We start from the raw sequence: 17,920 nt of genomic DNA on the forward strand, positions 1-17,920 counted from the left end.
CCCTGTGGCACGTATTTTTTAAAGAAATTTAATCGTCAGACACAGTCTACTTCGATAATCTTCACTTCAAACTTAAGGTGTTTACCCGCCAACGGGTGATTGAAGTCGACACTGACCATCTTGTCATCAAAGTCACTGATCACGCCCGGTAACTCACCGTTGCCGGCATCGGCAAAAGAGATTACCAGACCAGGCTCAAGCTGCATATCCTTAAACTGAGCACGTGGCAGGCGCTGAATATTGTTTGGGTTGGTCATACCAAAGCCTTGCTCCGGGCTGATATCGACAATAGCCTCATCACCGGCACTCATCCCCAGCAGGGTTCTTTCGAAGCCCTCCAGCAGCTGACCATCACCGACCACGAAGGTCGCAGGCTCGGCATCAAAGTTAGAATCGATCAGCGATCCATCTTCCAGCTTAATTGCAAAATGCAGGGTGACTTTACAGTCCGGGCCAATAACCTGTTGCGACATTATTCAGTACCTTTACCTAAACGCGCCTGATTAAGCGCTTGTGTCAGAATTTTGCTCGGTTTCAGAGAAAAATAACATGTCGATGATCAACATCACCGCACCAATGCTGATCGCCGTATCCGCCAGATTGAACGCCGGAAAATAGTATTGATCGTAATGCAGAGATATATAGTCAATTACATAACCATGCACAACCCGATCATACAGATTGCCCAGCGCGCCGCCTAACACCAGTGCCAGGCTGCATCCCAGCCAGCGCTGCTGCACCGGCGTGCGCGCCATCCAGACCAGCAGCACGCCACTGATAACAATGGCGATAATGGCAAAGAACCAGCGCTGCCAGCCACCTGCCTCAGACAGGAAGCTGAACGCTGCGCCCTTGTTATACAGCAGCGTCAGATCAAATACCGGCAGCTGCGGGTGAGCGATGCCGTAGGGCAGCATCGTATCCGCCAGATACTTAGTGGCCAGATCCAGCACGACCACTACTACCACCAGCCATAGCCAGATTAACGCGCTACGTTGCTGCGCCATCAAATCGTCCTTATACACAAAGCTCTTAAGCACAAAGTTTTTAAGCTCAACGCTTTTAAGCATAGTCGCGCTGTTCGCCGGCACCAGCCACGTTTTCTACGCAACGGCTACACAGCTCTTCATGCTCAGCAGTGCTGCCAACGTCTTCACGGTGGTGCCAGCAACGGCCACACTTGGCCTGCCCTGTTTTAACAATCTGTACAGACAACCCTGCCAGATCAGTGGCAACGGCATCGGTCGCTTCGCTGGCCGGACGCACTGCAGCCTGCGAAGTAATCAACACGAAACGCAGCTCATCCGCCAGTTTATCCAGTTGAGTTTGCAACTCAGGGGAACAGTACAAGGTTACTTCCGCTTCCAGGCTGCCCCCGATATTGCCGGCGTTACGCTGATTTTCCAGCTCTTTGTTGACGGCGGTCTTAACTTCCAGCACCTGCTGCCAGTAGTCACGACCCAGTTCAGCACTCTCATCCATCTTGCTCAGGCCGGTGTACCAGGTAGACAGCTGAACCGATTCAGCCCGCTCACCCGGCAGTTCCTTCCAGATCTCATCCGCGGTGAAGCTGAGGATCGGCGCGATCCAGCGAGTCAGCGCTTCGATGATATGGAACAAGGCAGTCTGACACGATCGACGTGCAGTGGAATCTTCTTTCGCGGTGTACTGGCGATCTTTGATGATATCCAGATAGAAGCCACCCAGATCCAGCGAACAGAAATGGGAGATTTTCTGATAAACCTGCAGCATCTGGTACTGATCGTAGTGACCTTCCAGCTCATCCTGCAGAGATGCTGCACGATCAACCGCCCAACGATCCAGCGCTACCATGTCTTCCGGCGCGACCATATCGGTAGCCGGATCAAAACCATTCAGGTTAGACAGCAGGAAACGCGCAGTATTACGGATTCGGCGGTAGGCATCAGAGGTCCGCTTGAGGATCTCATCAGAGACGGTCATCTCAGAACTGAAATCAGTTGCAGCGACCCACAGGCGCAGCACGTCGGCGCCGTATTTATTCATCACTTCCTGTGGCGATACCACGTTACCCACAGACTTAGACATCTTACGGCCGTCACCATCAACGGTGAAGCCGTGGGTCAGCACTTGCTTGTACGGTGCACAACCGTTGATCGCGATGCTGGTCTTCAGGGAAGACTGGAACCAGCCACGATGTTGATCGGAACCTTCCAGATACAGATTCGCAGGGAACTCCAGACCTTCTGTTTGTTTCAGAACAGAGTAGTGAGTCACTCCGGAATCAAACCAGACGTCCAGCGTATCCAGTACTTTTTCGTACTGATCGGCTTCGTCACCCAGCAACTCTTCTGCCGGCAGATCAAACCAGGCATCGATACCGGACTGCTCAACCTTCAGAGCAACCTGCTCAATAAGTTCGGCGGTTTGCGGGTGCAGATCACCGGTAGTCTTATGCACGAACAACGCAATCGGCACACCCCAGGTACGCTGACGGGAAACACACCAGTCAGGGCTCTGTTCAACCATACCTTCGATACGGTTCTGGCCCCAGCCCGGGAACCACTCGACCTGCTTGATAGCATCCAGGGCATCGTTCTTCAGCCCTTTCTCTTCCATGCTGATAAACCACTGCGGCGTCGCACGGTAGATCAGTGGCGTCTTGGTACGCCAGCAGTGTGGATAACTGTGGCTAAACTTGTTTTTCAGGATCAGACGGTTGTTCGCTTCCAGCGCCGCAACGATCTTATCTTCCACCTTATACACATGCTCGCCGGCGAACTCGCCCGCGGCTTCAGTGAAGACACCGTTACCCGCAACCAGATTAAGGGTACCGATACCGTAAGCACGACCAACCGTGAAATCTTCTACACCGTGATCCGGGGCTGTGTGTACCGCACCAGTACCGGCATCAACAGTAACGTGATCGCCAAGAATGAGCGGCACCTGCTTATCGTAAAACGGATGATGCAGGGCTTTGTTTTCCAGTGCAGCACCGGAACAACGGCCGACAATGCTGTAATCTTCAACGCCATAGCGTTGCATCGCATCTTCTACCAATGCTTCGACCAGCAACAGACGCTCGGTACCGGCACCGGTATCGCACTGTACCAGCACATAATCCAGCTCGGCATTCAGGGAAACCGCCTGGTTCGCCGGCAGAGTCCATGGCGTGGTTGTCCAGATCACAACTGACGCAGCACCGTCGCCGGAAACACCATCAAAAGCACTAAGGAAATCAGACTCATCGACCGGCGCAAAACGCACATCGATCGCCAAAGAGAACTTATCCTGATACTCGACTTCGGCTTCGGCCAGCGCAGAACCACCAACGACACTCCAGTACACCGGCTTATAGCCTTTAACCAGATGACCGTTTTCAGCGATACGGCCCAGCGCGCGGATAATATTCGCTTCGGTATCGAAGTTCATGGTCAGGTATGGATTTTCCCAGTCACCCTGCACACCCAGACGGATAAAATCTTTCTTCTGTCCGGCAACCTGCCTGGCAGCATACTCACGACACTTCTTACGGAAGTCAGAGAAAGACAGCTTAACGCCAGCCTTACCATGTTTCTTCTCTACGTTATGCTCGATCGGCAGGCCGTGACAGTCCCAGCCCGGCACGTATGGTGCGTCAAAACCAGCCAAGGTACGTGACTTAACGATAATATCTTTGAGAATCTTGTTTACCGCATGACCGATATGAATATCACCGTTCGCATATGGAGGGCCATCATGCAGAATAAACTTTTCACGACCTGCGCTGATCTCACGAATCTTCTGGTACAGATCCATTTTCTGCCACTGTTTCAGCATCTGAGGCTCTTTCTGAGCCAGATTGCCGCGCATCGGGAACTTAGTATTGGGTAAGTTCAGTGTCGGTTTGTAATCGGTCATTATCGTTTCGCTTCTGGATCTGTTATTTGGCCTTAACGGCGCCTGCCAGGAAGTAATCCCTGACCTGTTTAATATCGGTTTCAATCTGCTGTTTTAGTTTATCCAGGCCCTCGAACTTCTGTTCCGGGCGGATATAAGCCTTAAACTCTACGCTCAGCAGCTGACCATAGAGATCGCCTTCAAAATCGAACAAATGCGCTTCCAGTACCGGCTGGGTACCATTCACTGTCGGGCGCATGCCGACATTACATATACCTTGCTCACTGATGCCCGCGCCTGTCACAGTCACCGCGTAAACGCCGGTTAACGGACAAGGAAAACGGTGCATCCGGACATTCGCAGTCGGCACGCCAAGCTGGCGCCCCAGTTGCTGGCCATACATGACCCGGCCACTGACCCGGTAGGGCCTGCCCAGCAACTGGCCGGCCAGCTCAAGCTCATTATTCAATAATGCTTTGCGTATCCGGCTGCTACTAACGCGCTCACCCATAACATCATAGGTTTCGGTATTGACCACGCTGAAGCCGTAACGTTCGCCACTCTGGCGCAGCATGTTGTAATCGCCACTGCGGTCACAGCCAAAGCGGAAATCATCACCGACCACAAAATGCTGAACCGCCAGCCCGTTGAGTAACAGGTCATGGACAAATTCATCGGCGGTCATGGAACGCAGCCGTTCATTAAAGGTCAGGCACAGCACCCGGTCTACACCCTGCTCGCGCAATAAACGCACTTTCTCATCAAAGCGGGTCAGCCGTGGCGGCGCTTTATCACCGCCAAAGAATTCGCGAGGCTGCGGCTCAAAGATGATGACGACGGTGGGTAACTCCAGCTCGGCACCTTTTCGCAGCACTTGTGCCAGCACCTGCTGGTGCCCCAGATGGACACCATCAAAGTTGCCTATCGTCGCGACACAGCCTTTGTGCTTGTCACGCAGATTGTGCAATCCTCGAATTAATTCCATGGCGTCCCGTATATCATCAGCAAACAAAAATTAGCGCGAAATTATACCTCAGAACCGAGCCTTGGAATACCACCTATTAGAATGGGCTGTCGAATCCGTTTGAGGCCTTAGAATACCAGCCATCCAGAAGCACCTGACGAATCCGTTGTTGTCCCTGGAACATCGGCTACCCGGAAGCACCTTTCGAATCCGTTCGCGGCCTTGGAATACCACCTATAAAGGCCTTAAAATGCCAGCTATCCAAAAGCACCCGACGAATCCACTTAATGCCGCAAATGACGCATCCGCAATCCAGCAGCAAGCAGTACTGCCACATACGCTAATCCGCCTCCCGCAACCAGAATTGTCATCTGCGTGATTCGCTGCCAGAGGTCGTATTCGAGCCACTCCAAGGGCGACCCCACCAGTAAGATAAGCACAAAAACAAGTGCGGTATTGGCGAGCAACATGCGCAGCAGCGTAGCTTTCCAACCCGACTGCCAAACGAAGACCCCCTCTTTTATCAGGCCACGCAACAACAGACCGGCATTGAGAAATGCAGACAGCGTCGTCGCCAGCGCCAGCCCGACATGATCCAACGGCCAGACCAGCATAAGGTTCAGCGCCATATTAACTACCATGGCGATAATACCGATACGCACTGGAGTCTTAGTATCCTGACGGGAGAAATACCCCGGCGCCAACACTTTGATCAGCATGAACGCTATCAGACCACAGGCATATGCCCGCAAACTCATCGCCGCCATGGTAACGTCCCGATCAGCCATCTCACCGTAGTGAAACAAAGTTGCTATCAGCGGCTCAGCCAGCACCAATAACGCCAGTGCGGCCGGCACACCGATCAGCAGCACCATGCGCATCGCCCAATCCAGAGTCCGGGCAAAGGAGTCGATCGATTTTTCGGCGTGACGGCGAGATAAACCCGGCAATATCACTGTCGCAATAGCAATGCCAAATACACCCAATGGCAGCTCCGCTAGCCGGTCTGAGTAATACAGCCAGGAAACACTGCCAATTTGCAGAAATGAAGCCAGCAGGGTATCCAGCAATAAATTGATCTGGCTCACCGAAACACCAAACAATGCTGGCACCATCAAGGTCATAATCCGGCGCACGCCTTCATGCTTAAAACCCAGCTTAGGACTTGGCAGCAGCTGAATACGCCACAGGAATGGCATCTGAAACAACAGCTGCACCGAGCCCGCAATTAACACTCCCAGCGCCAGTGCCATTACCGGCTGATCAAACAACGGCTGCAGCCAGATAGCGGCACCGATCAGGGAAAGATTCAGTAGCACCGGGGTAAACGCAGGGATAGCAAAACGCTCATAGCTATTCAACACGCTGCCAGCCAGTGCCGTCAGTGAGATCAGGAACAGGTAGGGAAAGGTAAAACGCAGCATCTCGACCGCCAGATCATAGCGCACCGGGTCATTGAGATAGAAACCCGGCGCAAATACTGCCGCTAAGACGGGAGCCCCCAGCACGCCCAGCCCCGTGACAAACAGCAACACCAGCCCCAGCGAACCGGTAACTCTATCCACCAGAGCCTTTACTGCCGACAGATCCCGCTGACTTCGATATTCAGATAACACTGGCACAAATGCCTGAGCAAACGCCCCTTCGGCAAACAAACGACGCAGAAAATTCGGAATTTTAAAGGCAACGAAAAAAGCATCCGCACTACTACCGGCACCAAAATAATTAGCCACCACAACATCCCTGGCCAGGCCCAATACCCGGGAGAGCATGGTCATCACTCCGACTATTGCACTTGAACGCAACAGACTGCGACTCCTCTTCTCTGTTACAGCCTGCTGGGTTTGCTTGTCGTTCAATGATCTATTCCCAAAAACCTATCGCTACGTAAGCTGCAAATAATACCGATTCAGTGGCAGAAATGCTCGTATACAGCATGATTCTCCTAATTCCGTGACAATCACAGAAGAACAGAGGTAATTAACAGGTATCTATTGACACCAGCGCCACAAACATGAATAATCTCGCGTCTTAAAAAACCGATGCTTTGATGTTTTAATAACCTTGCAGCATCGTTTGAACGATTAATTTACCTATACATTTAGAGGAGTCGGATTGTGGCTAATTCCGCAGGATCCCGTAAACGCGCTCGCCAAGCCGAGCAGCGCCGTCAGAACAACGCTGGTCTGCGTTCCATGGTTCGCACCTACGTTAAGAAAGTAGCAGCAGCTATCGAAAGCGGCGACCACGCTGCAGCGACTGCAGCATTTGTTGCAGCACAGCCAATTATGGACGGTGCAGTAAACAAAGGCCTTTTCAACAAGAACCAGGTTGCTCGTAAGAAGAGCCGCCTGAACGCTGAGATCAAAAAGCTGGCTGCATAAGCCTCTTTTTCAGCAATAAAAAAAACCGGCTATTGCCGGTTTTTTTGTGTCTGCGATTTACAAGAACTTAGGCTAATACTAAGTTGTCACGGTGAACCAGCTCCGCTTCACCAACAAATCCCAGTATCTGTTCGATATTACCGCTTGGCTGGCCGATAATTTTACGCGCATCATCAATGCCATAATTCACCAGACCCCGCGCGATTATCCGCTCCTGCTCATCCGTCAGCACAACCATCTCACCACGGGAAAAACTTCCCGACACTGAACGCACACCCGCCGGCAACAAGCTCTTGCCACGCTGCACTAATGCAGCCACAGCTCCGGCATCCAGAGTCAGCGTACCACGCGCCTGCAAATGACCTGCAATCCACTGCTTACGGGCCGCCATCGGCGTCTGCTCCGGCACCAGAACAGTGCCCAGGTCAGCCGCCTCACGTAAGCGCAGCAAAATATCATCTTCGCGCCCACTGGCAATAACCGTCACCGCACCGGAACGCGCCGCCAACCTGGCCGCACGCACCTTAGTTGCCATCCCACCCTGACCGAGACGACCACCATCACCCGCCATCGCATCAAGCGAACCATCGTCAGCCATCGCCTCACTGATCAGCGTCGCATCGGGATTGCTGCGCGGATCAGCGGTAAACAGACCATGCTGATCGGTCAGAAGAATTAAAGCATCCGCCTCGACCAGGTTTGCCACCAGGGCACCCAGCGTATCATTATCACCAAAGCGGATCTCTTTGGTAACAACCGTATCATTCTCATTCACCACCGGCACAACACCTACCGACAGCAAAGTACGTAAAGTTGCCTGAGCATTCAGATAACGTTTACGATTCGAGTGATCTTCATGGGTCAGCAAGATTTGCGCAGTATGCGTACTATGGCGCTGGAAATTGGTCTCATAGGCCTGCACCAATCCCATCTGACCCACCGCAGCAGCGGCCTGCAGCTTATAGATTTCATGGGGTCGGTTGACCCAGCCAAGACGCGAAATCCCCTCAGCAATAGAGCCGGAGGAAACAAGTACAATTTCAAGCCCGTCTGATTTCAGCTGCGCCAGCTGATCAACCCAACGCGCTATCGCCGACTGGTCAAGACCTTCGCCATCGTTTGTAAGCAACGCACTGCCGATCTTTACTACCCATCGACGAGCCGTCTTCAGTTTATTTCGCGCCTGACTCACCTGAGCTCACTCACTTATCAATGTTTTACGTATTCAACTTCAACGTCGTAATCATCGTCATCGAAATCATCAAAATCGTCGTCATTTTTACGCTTTTCACGAATTTCCTGGCGCATCTGCTCGATCCGCTCACGACCCTCGTGATCGATAAGCCGACGAATCTCCTGCTCCCGCTCAGCCAGCTCAGGATCTTCCAGCATAGCCTCCGCACGCGCATCCAGAAAACGCTGAATATCCTGCACCAAAGACTGAGTACCAAGCTTGTTGATAGCAGAGATCCGATAGACCGGACCTTCCCAGCCCAATGCATCGACCACCGCCTGACAACGCTCTTCCTGCTCATCTTCAGGCACCATATCCAACTTATTCAGTACCAACCAGCGCGGCTGATCAGCCAGCGTCGGACTGAATTTAGCCAGTTCATTCGCTATAACCTGCGCAGATTCCGCCGGAGTCACTTCATCCCACGGAGCCATATCAACAAGATGCAGCAAAATACGGTTACGCGCCAGATGCTTCAGGAAACGGATACCCAGACCAGCACCTTCCGCGGCCCCCTCGATAATGCCGGGAATATCTGCAATAACGAAGCTACGATGCTTCTCAGTTCGCACTACACCCAGGTTAGGCACCAGCGTGGTAAACGGGTAGTTAGCCACTTTAGGCTTCGCCGCGGAAACAGATCGTATAAAGGTCGACTTACCCGCATTCGGCAAGCCCAGCAAGCCCACATCGGCCAACACCTTAAGCTCAAGCTTAACGTTACGGGACTCACCCAGACTACCATTTGTAGTCTGCCGCGGAGCACGGTTCACACTGCTCTTGAATCGGGTATTGCCCAGGCCATGAAAACCACCCTGCGCAATCTTTTCTATCTGACCAATTTTCGTCATATCCGCTAACACCTCATCGGTATCAACGTCGATCACAGTGGTACCTACCGGCACCTTCAAAACCAGATCCTCACCCTTAGAGCCGGTGCAGTTGCGGCTTTGCCCGCCCTTACCATTATCAGCCTTATAACGTGGCACAAAGCGGAAATCAACCAGCGTATTCAGCGACTCATCCGCCTCAATGAATACCGAACCACCATCACCGCCGTCACCACCATCAGGACCACCTCTGGCAACATACTTCTCACGACGGAAACTCAGGGTACCATTACCACCCTTACCAGCTTCGATGGTTATCGTCGCTTCATCTACAAATTTCATTCTTACCTCCAGACACTCTATATCCAAGTGCGGAATTACGCGCCATACAAACTGGCTGTTGAAAATGCACCGTTCTATTCAGGATAGACTTTCAACAACAAGCTTAAGCAGACACCATAAACAAAAAAAGCCCCGCAACCGCGGAGCTTTTTTAACATAAAAGCCTGATTAAGCAGTTTCTACAGTGATGTATTTACGCTTTTGCGGGCCTTTAACAACAAACTTAACAACACCATCTGCCTTAGCAAACAGCGTGTGGTCTTTGCCAATACCTACGTTTTCACCAGCGTGGAACTTAGTGCCGCGCTGACGAACCAGGATGTTACCAGCAATTACTGCCTGACCACCGAAGCGCTTAACACCTAAGCGTTTCGACTCGGAATCGCGACCGTTACGGGTACTACCTGCTGCTTTCTTATGAGCCATTTCTCACTCTCCTATCAAACGGTCTTAGGCACTGATGCCTGTGATTTTTACTTCAGTGAAGTGCTGACGGTGACCCATCTGCTTCATGTGATGCTTACGACGCTTGAACTTCATGATATGAACTTTCTTAGCGCGTCCGTGGCTTACAACTTCAGCTGTAACCTTAGCACCTTCAACAACTGGCGCGCCGATTTTAACATCTTCGCCGTTAGCAACCAGCAGAACACGATCAAATTCAACATTTGAACCAGCTTCTACAGCCAGCTTTTCCAGCTTCAGCGTATGGCCTTCCTGAACTCGGTACTGCTTACCGCCGCTCACAATTACTGCGTACATTGTATTCTCCAATTTAAAACCCACCCTGCTACTAAGAATAAGACGCCTACTTTTAATGGCCTGACCATATGGTAGGGAGCGAATTTGGATAGGTTAGGGCGCGAGATTATATAGAAAGCTAACACCAGACTCAAGCACAAATCAACATATCAGGTGATTTTCTTGACACCCGGATACACACCCCCTAGCATGCGCGGATATAACTTTCTCAATAAATGATATCTGTCGCATGCAGCCACACCAGTTAAACCCTGTTATTGAGCCGCAATTTGAAGCGGTGAACCAGTACATCCTTAACCACCTGCATTCCGGCGTACCACTGGTCGAAAAGATCGGTCACTACATCGTAGAAAGTGGTGGCAAGCGTATCCGCCCGCTATTGGTACTGCTGGCCGCCAATGCCGCAGAGTACAAGGGTGAGGATCATATATCACTGGCCGCGGTCATCGAATTTATCCACACAGCAACCCTGCTGCACGACGACGTTGTGGACAACTCAGAACTGCGCCGCGGCAATGACACCGCCAACGCAAAATGGGGTAACGCTCCAAGCGTTCTGGTCGGTGACTTTTTATACTCCCGCGCCTTTCAGGTGATGGTTGAAATCGGCAGCATGGACGTGATGCAAGTCATCTCCAACGCTACCAACATCATCGCCGAAGGCGAAGTACTGCAACTGCTTAACGCTAAAAACCCTGATACGACCGAAGATGCCTATATGCAGGTCATTCTCGGCAAGACAGCGATGCTGTTTGAGGCCGCTACTGAATCTGGTGCCATCCTGGCCAACGCATCGCAAGAGCAACGCGAAGCACTACGCCTCTATGGTCGCCATATCGGCATCGCATTCCAGATCATCGACGATGTAATGGACTACCTCAGCACCGCTGAAGAGATGGGCAAAAACGTCGGCGACGACCTTGCCGAGGGCAAAGCGACACTACCCCTGATTCACGCCATGCGCGAAGGTAACGAAGAGCAACGACAGCTGATTCGCCAGGCGATTCGCAAAGGCGGCCTGGAAGACCTGCAACCTATAATGGATATAGTGCACTCGACCGGATCTATTGAATATTCCCGCAACACCGCATATGCCGAAGCAGACAAAGCAATTCAGGTACTTGATGCCCTGCCGGAGTCATCCTTCAAGGAGACCCTGAAGCAGCTTGCAGACCTGGCCGTTAAGCGTAAGAGCTAATAAAATCCTGTGGGAGCGGCACCCTCACCGCGAGGGCGCGCCTCCTACAATATTGCAGACTCTTTTGATCTACGAATAACGCGAAGCGTTATGTTTTATCCCGCAGAACGTAGATAGTTTCGGTTTCCATACGGCCCCCTTTACCCTCAACCTGTTCGCTATAAATCTTTTCAATCATAAAACGACCGCCATACAACTGACTCACTTCGTCCTGACTAACTGAAAAAGGCGGCCCCTGCGGCTCCTCAAACTCAAGCGTTATAAGCAGCATTGCGACCCCCGCCGGTAACTTTTCACACATTGCACGGGCATAGCGAACGCGCATCTCCGACGGAAAGGCGATCAGTGCTGCACGATCATAAACCCAGCTTAAGCCATCTAACTGCTCATGATTCAGATTGAAAAAATCACCACACAACAGCTCCAGACCATCAACCTCCCGCACCTGAAACTCACCCAACGATCGTGACTTAACGTTTAGCGCCTGCTCTGTAAAAAAAGCATCACAGGCAATATCACTCAACTCCACCCCTGCCACTTCATGCCCCTGCTCCCGCAACCAGAGCATATCCCGACTTTTACCACAGAGCGGCACCAACACCCGACCTTCGCCGGCAGTATTCAACGCGGGCCAGCCCCGCTGCAAGAAAGGATTTACCTGTTCAAGATGGAAACCGATCCGCCCGGATTCCCAACGTTCATGCCAAAATTCACTTTTCATTCGCGCTAAACCCCAGATATATGCCTTGTCTACCGTCTTTTTCCGCTTTTATGTAACACAATTCGTGATACTGAGCGCCTAACCCGGTATAATCACGCAATATTTTGGCTAAAAAAACAATGGATATACAGCTCAAATGACTAAACCTTCCTCATTCAATCGAGAAGAACTTCTTCAATGCGGTAACGGCGAAATGTTCGGCGAGGGCAATGCACGACTGCCTGTCGGCAACATGCTGATGATGGATCGCGTGACTATGATCACCGGCGAAGGCGGAAAATATGGCAAAGGCTATATCGAAGCAGAGCTGGATATCCATCCTGACCTGTGGTTCTTCGACTGCCACTTCCCTACCGACCCGGTTATGCCTGGCTGCCTGGGACTGGACGCTATGTGGCAGATCGTTGGCTTCTATCTTGGCTGGCGCGGCAACAAAGGTCGCGGTCGCGCACTGGGTTCCGGCGAAGTAAAGTTCACCGGTCAGATCCTGCCTACCGCTAAGAAAGTAACCTACCGTATCGACCTGTCACGCGTTATTGAGCGTAAACTGGTAATGGGTATCGCTGATGGTTCAGTTTCCGTCGATGGCCGCGAGATCTACACCGCTAAAGATCTGCGTGTTGGTCTGTTCGTATCTACCGATAGCTTCTGATCAACCGCTGCCTGTGATCCAGGCAGCCGATCAGCTGTACCGATCTAATAATTTTTAAAGAGGGCATCCTATGAGACGTGTCGTTGTTACCGGAATGGGCATCGTGTCTTGCCTGGGCACAGATAAAGAAACCGTTTTGGATTCGCTGCAACAGGGCCGTTCCGGCATCAAGTTCCAGGAAGAATACAAAGAGATGGGGTTCCGCAGCCAGGTCGCTGGCAGCGTTGATCTGGACTACACCGATCTGATCGATCGTAAACTGGTTCGCTTTATGGGCGATGCTGCGGCATACGCTTATCTGTCTATGGATCAGGCTATCAAGGATGCCGGTCTGAGCGAAGACCAGGTTTCCAACGTCCGTACCGGCCTGATCGCCGGCTCCGGTGGCGCATCATCCGCCGATATCGTTGAAACCGCTGACATTCTGCGCAACAAAGGTGTTCGCCGTGTAGGCCCATACCGTGTTACCCGCACCATGGGAAGCACTGTTTCGGCTTGCCTGGCAACCCCTTTTAAAATCAAGGGCGTTAACTACTCCATCACCTCTGCTTGCGCAACCAGCGCCCACTGCATTGGTAATGCCATGGAGCAGATCCAGCTGAACAAACAGGACATCGTATTTGCCGGCGGCGGTGAAGAACTGCACTGGTCTCTGAGCGTTATGTTTGACGCGATGGGCGCACTGTCCAGCAAGTACAACGATACACCTGAGAAAGCTTCCCGCGCTTACGATGCAAACCGCGATGGTTTCGTTATCGCAGGCGGTGGCGGCATGCTGGTTCTGGAAGAACTGGAACACGCTAAAGCCCGTGGCGCTAAGATCTATGGCGAGCTGGTTGGCTACGGTGCAACATCCGACGGTTACGATATGGTAGCTCCGTCCGGTGAAGGTGCTGTGCGATGCATGAAGCAGGCGATGAGCACTGTTGATGGCAGCATCGACTACATCAACTCTCACGGCACTTCTACACCTGCAGGCGACATCCAGGAGCTGAAGGCAATGAAAGAAACCTTTGGTTCTGACATGCCTCCGGTAAGCTCTACCAAGTCACTGACCGGTCACTCACTGGGCGCTACCGGCGTTCAGGAAGCTATCTACAGCCTGCTAATGATGGAAAACAAATTCATCTGCGCATCAGCTAACGTAGATGAGCTTGACCCTGAAGCAGCTGGACTGCCTGTTGTTACCGAACGTAAAGACAACGTTGATCTGCAACGCGTTATGTCTAACAGCTTCGGCTTCGGCGGCACTAACTCGACACTGGTATTCCAGAAATTCGAAGGCTGATCATCTGATAGCCAGGCATAAAAAACCCGCCATCTGGCGGGTTTTTTATTATTCATTTCTCTATCAAACGATTACTCGCTTACTACTTTCAAATCACGCATCTGAGCCTCCAGCCAACCTGCTGAGTCGGTATGAATCTCATCAACACTACGATCAACCGAAGCAACCGGTTTACCAATTCGCACAGTGACTGTGCCGGGATATTTAACATAGCTCTTGCCCGGCCAGAACAAACCCGCATCATGCGCCAGCGGCACAACAGGCACCTGACCGCTCGCCGCCAGCATCGCACCGCCTTTATTAAACTTCCCCATCTTACCGGTTTCAACCCGGGTACCCTGAGGAAAGATCACCACATTGATGCCTTCCTCAAGACGCTCTTTACCCTGAGTCAGCAACTGCTTCAAAGCACCACGACGCTTACTACGGTCTAAGGCGATCGGTTTCAACATACCCAACGCCCAGCCAAAGAAAGGTATCTTCAGCAGCTCCTGCTTCAATACCGCGCTTTGCGGACGAATCAACGTCTGCAGGAACAAGGTTTCCCACTCACTGGAGTGATTCGCCACGACGACGTAAGCACTGTCCTGTGGTAAATTTTCACGCCCCTCAACCCGATACTTCACACCGCAACAAAGCCTCAGCCAAAACATACTGAAATAATTCATCAGGGTGAACAGCTTAAACCGTGGACGGAATGGCAGCATCCATCCTATCAGCACACAAAAAGCAGCAAACACCAGAGTTACCGGATAGAAGCCTATATAGAAAAGAGTGGCTCGCAAATACAACAAAGGCGTTGGTTTCTTAGTCATAATCTGTTCACAATCCTGTCCGGCGATAACACCCGCCTCTACTGTTGGTTTCAAGCTTCCACCTTCCAGTGACCACTCTTACCACCCTTCTTTTCCAGCAACTTTATGTCGGAGATAATCATCCCCTTGTCTACTGCCTTACACATGTCGTAGATAGTCAGCCCGGCAACAGAAGCCGCAGTGAGCGCCTCCATCTCGACACCAGTCTGCCCCGCCAGCTTACAAGTTGCTGTAATCAGAATAGTATTACTATCCTGCCGAGGCTCCAGCTCAACCGTAACCTTACTCAGCATCAGTGGGTGGCACAGAGGTATCAGATCAGAGCAGCGCTTGGCTGCCTGAATACCCGCGATACGGGCAACCGCCAGAACATCCCCTTTCTTATGCTCACCACCGACGATCATCTGTAAAGTTTCCGGCAGCATAGTCACAACCGACTGAGCAACCGCTTCACGGGTGGTCACAGCCTTTTCGGACACATCAACCATGTTAGCATGGCCATTTTCATCAATATGGGTCAGACGGCTCATAGCGCCTCCTGCAGTTTATTTTTGTTAATTACCGGATTGGCATACATTTGCCGTAAAATTTCAGCCGCCGCGGGTTCAAGACCATCAACACGCTGGGCAAACAAGTCGCGATCCCGCGCTGATATCTCTACCGACTCATCGCCTGCGGCGATCAGGTTTGACGGATGCAGGTGATAATTTGTAATAATCTGACGATCGATCTCTGCTGCCAGCTCATCGGGATTATCGATACCCGTGATAACTTCACCAAACGCCAGATGAACATGACCCTTATCACCTGTAATGCCGGTCACGATACTTTCGATATCTTCAAATTGAGATTTCTCATAACTGCCACCATCCTGCTTAGCACTCAGCTCATTCGCCTTAGCCCGATCACAGGGGTCGTACTCATAAGAGATCGACACCGGGACAATCTTGACCCGCTCGAGAAACTCTTCAAAGCTACGCTGTTTACGGTGCGACATATAGAACATCTTCAGTATCGCCGGATCGGTTGAATCATTACCATCCTTCGCCCGACCTTCGCGCTGAGCGATCCAGACACTCTGCTCATCCTGCACCAGTGAGTGATCAATATAGCCCGATAACTGCCCCAGCGCAGAGAGCATCTCCCGACCTTTTGCGGAACGATTAACGATAAAGCTTTTATTCAGACGCATCAGATCAGAAACATATGACTTGCTCAGCAGGTTATCACCGATAGCAATACGCACTGTATCCATATCACTTTTGTAAAAAAACCAGTTTACAAAAGCCGGATCCATCGCAATATCGCGGTGATTCGAGACAAAAAGATAAGCTTCGCCCGACTCCAGATTATCAAAACCACTACAGCTCAACTTAGTTGTAGAACGGGCAATCATCTTTTCCATATAGCTGGCAACAAGGCTCTGAAACCCTGCAACAGTCGTTATATCACCCATTTTCTGGGCTAGAAAGATGCGCACAACCGGCTTCAGCAACCAGCCCAGCAGGCCGGCCATATTAGGAAACTGATAACGGGTAATCGCTGAAATCAATTCATCATCGCGAAGTAATCGGTTCAGTACATCACTTATCTCACTATCATGGTAAGGACGAATATTCTGATACGGATCATTTTTAGCGCTATCGGCCATCAAGCCTCCTCAGGCAATACGGGTCTGTAGGAAAGACGCTATTTTACCGGGTGATCGAGATAATTTCAGCGCAGAATGCCAAACTTTATTGATTAAGATTGTTACAGCAGGTGAAAACCGGCTCAGCCGCCAGTCATATTCATAAAGCGCACTATCTGCGGCTCATCATCGAGCGAGAAAGTATGCTCTTCTGGCTTAAGATCCATCGCCTGAATCAGATGCTGTTGAAGCACCTGCGGATCATTAGGATGCTCCCGTAACACCTGGCGGATATCCATAGAATGCTCATTCCCCAGACAAAGCAACAAGCGCCCCTCCACGGTCATGCGCACACGATTACACTCACTACAGAAGTTATGACTATGGGGCGAGATAAAGCCGACCCGGCTACCACTGTCAGGCATCCGGTAATAACGTGACGGTCCGCCGGTTTTTTCAGTCGAGGGGAGCAACTCATACTGCTGCGAGATAATCTCGTGCAATTCGTCGCTGGAACAGTAAGCCTCGGCCCGGTCATGCTCGGTTATCGCCCCCAGAGGCATCTCTTCAATAAAGGTAATATCGAGCCCTTTACTGCAGGCATAATCAACAAGATCAATCACCTCATCATCATTACGCCCCTTCAATACCACAGCATTAAGCTTAATACGCTCAAACCCGGCAGCAATTGCGGCATCGATACCCGCCAGTACTTTATCCAGCTTACCAGTCCGGGTCAGACGCTTAAACTTATCGGCCTGCAGGCTATCAAGACTGATATTAAGACGATCAACACCCAGCCGCTTGAGGTCTTTTGCCATTACCGGCAGCTGCGAACCATTCGTCGTGATAAGCAACTCTGCCGGCAATTTTCCCAGACGCTCTATCAACGTCAGGATACCTTTACGCACCAAAGGCTCGCCGCCAGTCAGGCGAATCTTATTAACCCCCAGCTCAACAAAAGCACTGGCTACCTGATACAGCTCTTCGAGTGATAATACATCACTGCGCGGCAGAAACTGCATCTCTTCCGCCATACAATAAACACAGCGGAAGTCACAACGATCGGTAACCGACAGACGCACGTATTCGACCCGGCGACCAAAACGGTCAACAAGCTGACTGGTGTTCTGCACGTCTGATTTTTTACTCATAATTGTTCTGGTATCTACTGTCTGTTTAGGCAAGAATATACCCGATCATTTTAATCGGTTATTACACAAAATATAAGGCCTGCCCCAC

General features: G+C 51.4%; 18 protein-coding genes. 4 read left to right on the top strand and 14 right to left on the bottom strand.

Annotation, left to right across the window (positions count from 1 at the left end; genetic code table 11):
- Window positions 1–35: 35 nt before the first annotated feature.
- From ACQUQM_RS17515 to murJ, 5 genes are all read right to left on the bottom strand, one after another.
- Complete coding sequence (locus ACQUQM_RS17515; RefSeq protein WP_432471162.1) at window positions 36–473, bottom strand: FKBP-type peptidyl-prolyl cis-trans isomerase; 438 nt, start codon at window positions 471–473, stop codon at window positions 36–38.
- A gap of 30 nt (window positions 474–503) precedes the next feature.
- Window positions 504–1,007 (bottom strand): signal peptidase II, encoded by a 504-nt coding sequence (lspA, locus tag ACQUQM_RS17520; protein ID WP_432471163.1) that lies wholly within the window; start codon window positions 1,005–1,007, stop codon window positions 504–506.
- 55 nt (window positions 1,008–1,062) lie between these two features.
- The gene (ileS, locus tag ACQUQM_RS17525; protein ID WP_432471164.1) at window positions 1,063–3,879 is read right to left on the bottom strand and encodes an isoleucine--tRNA ligase; all 2,817 of its coding nucleotides are present in this window, start codon (window positions 3,877–3,879) and stop codon (window positions 1,063–1,065) included.
- Window positions 3,880–3,901: 22 nt separating this feature from the next.
- Entirely contained in the window at window positions 3,902–4,843 is a 942-nt protein-coding gene (ribF, locus tag ACQUQM_RS17530) for a bifunctional riboflavin kinase/FAD synthetase (protein WP_432471165.1), read from the bottom strand.
- 263 nt (window positions 4,844–5,106) lie between these two features.
- Window positions 5,107–6,600, bottom strand: coding sequence for a murein biosynthesis integral membrane protein MurJ (murJ, locus tag ACQUQM_RS17535; protein ID WP_432474843.1), 1,494 nt, complete (start codon window positions 6,598–6,600; stop codon window positions 5,107–5,109).
- Window positions 6,601–6,939: 339 nt separating this feature from the next.
- Between murJ and rpsT the strand changes: the two genes are divergently transcribed.
- Entirely contained in the window at window positions 6,940–7,206 is a 267-nt protein-coding gene (gene rpsT / locus ACQUQM_RS17540; RefSeq protein ID WP_432471166.1) for a 30S ribosomal protein S20, read from the top strand.
- Window positions 7,207–7,273: 67 nt separating this feature from the next.
- Here the strand turns inward: rpsT and proB are convergent, their stop codons facing one another.
- The 4 genes from proB to rplU all read right to left on the bottom strand — a co-directional run bounded on the left by proB (window position 7,274) and on the right by rplU (window position 10,374).
- Complete coding sequence (gene proB / locus ACQUQM_RS17545; RefSeq protein ID WP_432471167.1) at window positions 7,274–8,398, bottom strand: glutamate 5-kinase; 1,125 nt, start codon at window positions 8,396–8,398, stop codon at window positions 7,274–7,276.
- A 17-nt stretch (window positions 8,399–8,415) separates the two neighbouring features.
- Window positions 8,416–9,612, bottom strand: a complete 1,197-nt coding sequence (cgtA, locus tag ACQUQM_RS17550; protein ID WP_432471168.1) for an Obg family GTPase CgtA — start codon at window positions 9,610–9,612, stop codon at window positions 8,416–8,418.
- A 168-nt stretch (window positions 9,613–9,780) separates the two neighbouring features.
- Window positions 9,781–10,038, bottom strand: coding sequence for a 50S ribosomal protein L27 (gene rpmA / locus ACQUQM_RS17555; protein WP_019622857.1), 258 nt, complete (start codon window positions 10,036–10,038; stop codon window positions 9,781–9,783).
- A 24-nt stretch (window positions 10,039–10,062) separates the two neighbouring features.
- The gene (gene rplU, locus ACQUQM_RS17560; protein WP_432471169.1) at window positions 10,063–10,374 is read right to left on the bottom strand and encodes a 50S ribosomal protein L21; all 312 of its coding nucleotides are present in this window, start codon (window positions 10,372–10,374) and stop codon (window positions 10,063–10,065) included.
- Window positions 10,375–10,603: 229 nt separating this feature from the next.
- Between rplU and ispB the strand changes: the two genes are divergently transcribed.
- A complete protein-coding gene (gene ispB, locus ACQUQM_RS17565) occupies window positions 10,604–11,572 on the top strand; it encodes an octaprenyl diphosphate synthase (RefSeq protein ID WP_432471170.1) in 969 nt (322 codons plus the stop codon).
- Between the two features lie 88 nt (window positions 11,573–11,660).
- On the opposite strand, the gene ACQUQM_RS17570 is transcribed toward ispB, so the two are convergent.
- Window positions 11,661–12,293, bottom strand: a complete 633-nt coding sequence (locus ACQUQM_RS17570; protein WP_432471171.1) for a thiopurine S-methyltransferase — start codon at window positions 12,291–12,293, stop codon at window positions 11,661–11,663.
- 136 nt (window positions 12,294–12,429) lie between these two features.
- Here ACQUQM_RS17570 and fabA point away from each other — a divergent pair, with 136 nt between their 5' ends.
- Window positions 12,430–12,945 (top strand): bifunctional 3-hydroxydecanoyl-ACP dehydratase/trans-2-decenoyl-ACP isomerase, encoded by a 516-nt coding sequence (fabA, locus tag ACQUQM_RS17575; RefSeq protein ID WP_432471172.1) that lies wholly within the window; start codon window positions 12,430–12,432, stop codon window positions 12,943–12,945.
- A 70-nt stretch (window positions 12,946–13,015) separates the two neighbouring features.
- Window positions 13,016–14,233, top strand: coding sequence for a beta-ketoacyl-ACP synthase I (gene fabB / locus ACQUQM_RS17580; protein WP_432471173.1), 1,218 nt, complete (start codon window positions 13,016–13,018; stop codon window positions 14,231–14,233).
- A gap of 71 nt (window positions 14,234–14,304) precedes the next feature.
- Here fabB and ACQUQM_RS17585 read toward each other — a convergent pair whose 3' ends face one another.
- The 4 genes from ACQUQM_RS17585 to moaA form a co-directional block, all read right to left on the bottom strand.
- Entirely contained in the window at window positions 14,305–15,048 is a 744-nt protein-coding gene (locus tag ACQUQM_RS17585; protein ID WP_432474844.1) for a lysophospholipid acyltransferase family protein, read from the bottom strand.
- 50 nt (window positions 15,049–15,098) lie between these two features.
- Window positions 15,099–15,578 carry a cyclic pyranopterin monophosphate synthase MoaC gene (gene moaC, locus ACQUQM_RS17590; RefSeq protein ID WP_432471174.1) on the bottom strand — a complete coding sequence of 160 codons (480 nt, stop codon included), beginning with the start codon at window positions 15,576–15,578 and terminating at the stop codon, window positions 15,099–15,101.
- On the bottom strand, window positions 15,575–16,699 hold the full coding sequence (locus ACQUQM_RS17595) for a 1-acyl-sn-glycerol-3-phosphate acyltransferase (RefSeq protein WP_432471175.1): 1,125 nt from the start codon (window positions 16,697–16,699) through the stop codon (window positions 15,575–15,577). Before ACQUQM_RS17595 ends, moaC begins: the two co-directional genes overlap by 4 nt.
- 122 nt (window positions 16,700–16,821) lie before the next feature.
- On the bottom strand, window positions 16,822–17,832 hold the full coding sequence (gene moaA / locus ACQUQM_RS17600) for a GTP 3',8-cyclase MoaA (RefSeq protein WP_432471176.1): 1,011 nt from the start codon (window positions 17,830–17,832) through the stop codon (window positions 16,822–16,824).
- Window positions 17,833–17,920: the final 88 nt, after the last annotated feature.

Source organism: Amphritea sp. HPY, from assembly GCF_050870985.1.
Taxonomy (GTDB): domain Bacteria; phylum Pseudomonadota; class Gammaproteobacteria; order Pseudomonadales; family Balneatricaceae; genus Amphritea.

Coding starts and splice junctions, on each gene's coding strand:
- ispB (WP_432471170.1), top strand. CDS start 10,604: ATGCAGCCACACCAGTTAAACCCTGTTATTGAGCCGCAATTTGAAGCG.
- ACQUQM_RS17595 (WP_432471175.1), bottom strand. CDS start 16,699: ATGGCCGATAGCGCTAAAAATGATCCGTATCAGAATATTCGTCCTTAC.
- fabA (WP_432471172.1), top strand. CDS start 12,430: ATGACTAAACCTTCCTCATTCAATCGAGAAGAACTTCTTCAATGCGGT.
- moaC (WP_432471174.1), bottom strand. CDS start 15,578: ATGAGCCGTCTGACCCATATTGATGAAAATGGCCATGCTAACATGGTT.
- ACQUQM_RS17515 (WP_432471162.1), bottom strand. CDS start 473: ATGTCGCAACAGGTTATTGGCCCGGACTGTAAAGTCACCCTGCATTTT.
- rpmA (WP_019622857.1), bottom strand. CDS start 10,038: ATGGCTCATAAGAAAGCAGCAGGTAGTACCCGTAACGGTCGCGATTCC.
- moaA (WP_432471176.1), bottom strand. CDS start 17,832: ATGAGTAAAAAATCAGACGTGCAGAACACCAGTCAGCTTGTTGACCGT.
- ACQUQM_RS17570 (WP_432471171.1), bottom strand. CDS start 12,293: ATGAAAAGTGAATTTTGGCATGAACGTTGGGAATCCGGGCGGATCGGT.
- lspA (WP_432471163.1), bottom strand. CDS start 1,007: ATGGCGCAGCAACGTAGCGCGTTAATCTGGCTATGGCTGGTGGTAGTA.
- cgtA (WP_432471168.1), bottom strand. CDS start 9,612: ATGAAATTTGTAGATGAAGCGACGATAACCATCGAAGCTGGTAAGGGT.
- rplU (WP_432471169.1), bottom strand. CDS start 10,374: ATGTACGCAGTAATTGTGAGCGGCGGTAAGCAGTACCGAGTTCAGGAA.
- ileS (WP_432471164.1), bottom strand. CDS start 3,879: ATGACCGATTACAAACCGACACTGAACTTACCCAATACTAAGTTCCCG.
- fabB (WP_432471173.1), top strand. CDS start 13,016: ATGAGACGTGTCGTTGTTACCGGAATGGGCATCGTGTCTTGCCTGGGC.
- murJ (WP_432474843.1), bottom strand. CDS start 6,600: ATGACCATGCTCTCCCGGGTATTGGGCCTGGCCAGGGATGTTGTGGTG.
- ACQUQM_RS17585 (WP_432474844.1), bottom strand. CDS start 15,048: ATGACTAAGAAACCAACGCCTTTGTTGTATTTGCGAGCCACTCTTTTC.
- ribF (WP_432471165.1), bottom strand. CDS start 4,843: ATGGAATTAATTCGAGGATTGCACAATCTGCGTGACAAGCACAAAGGC.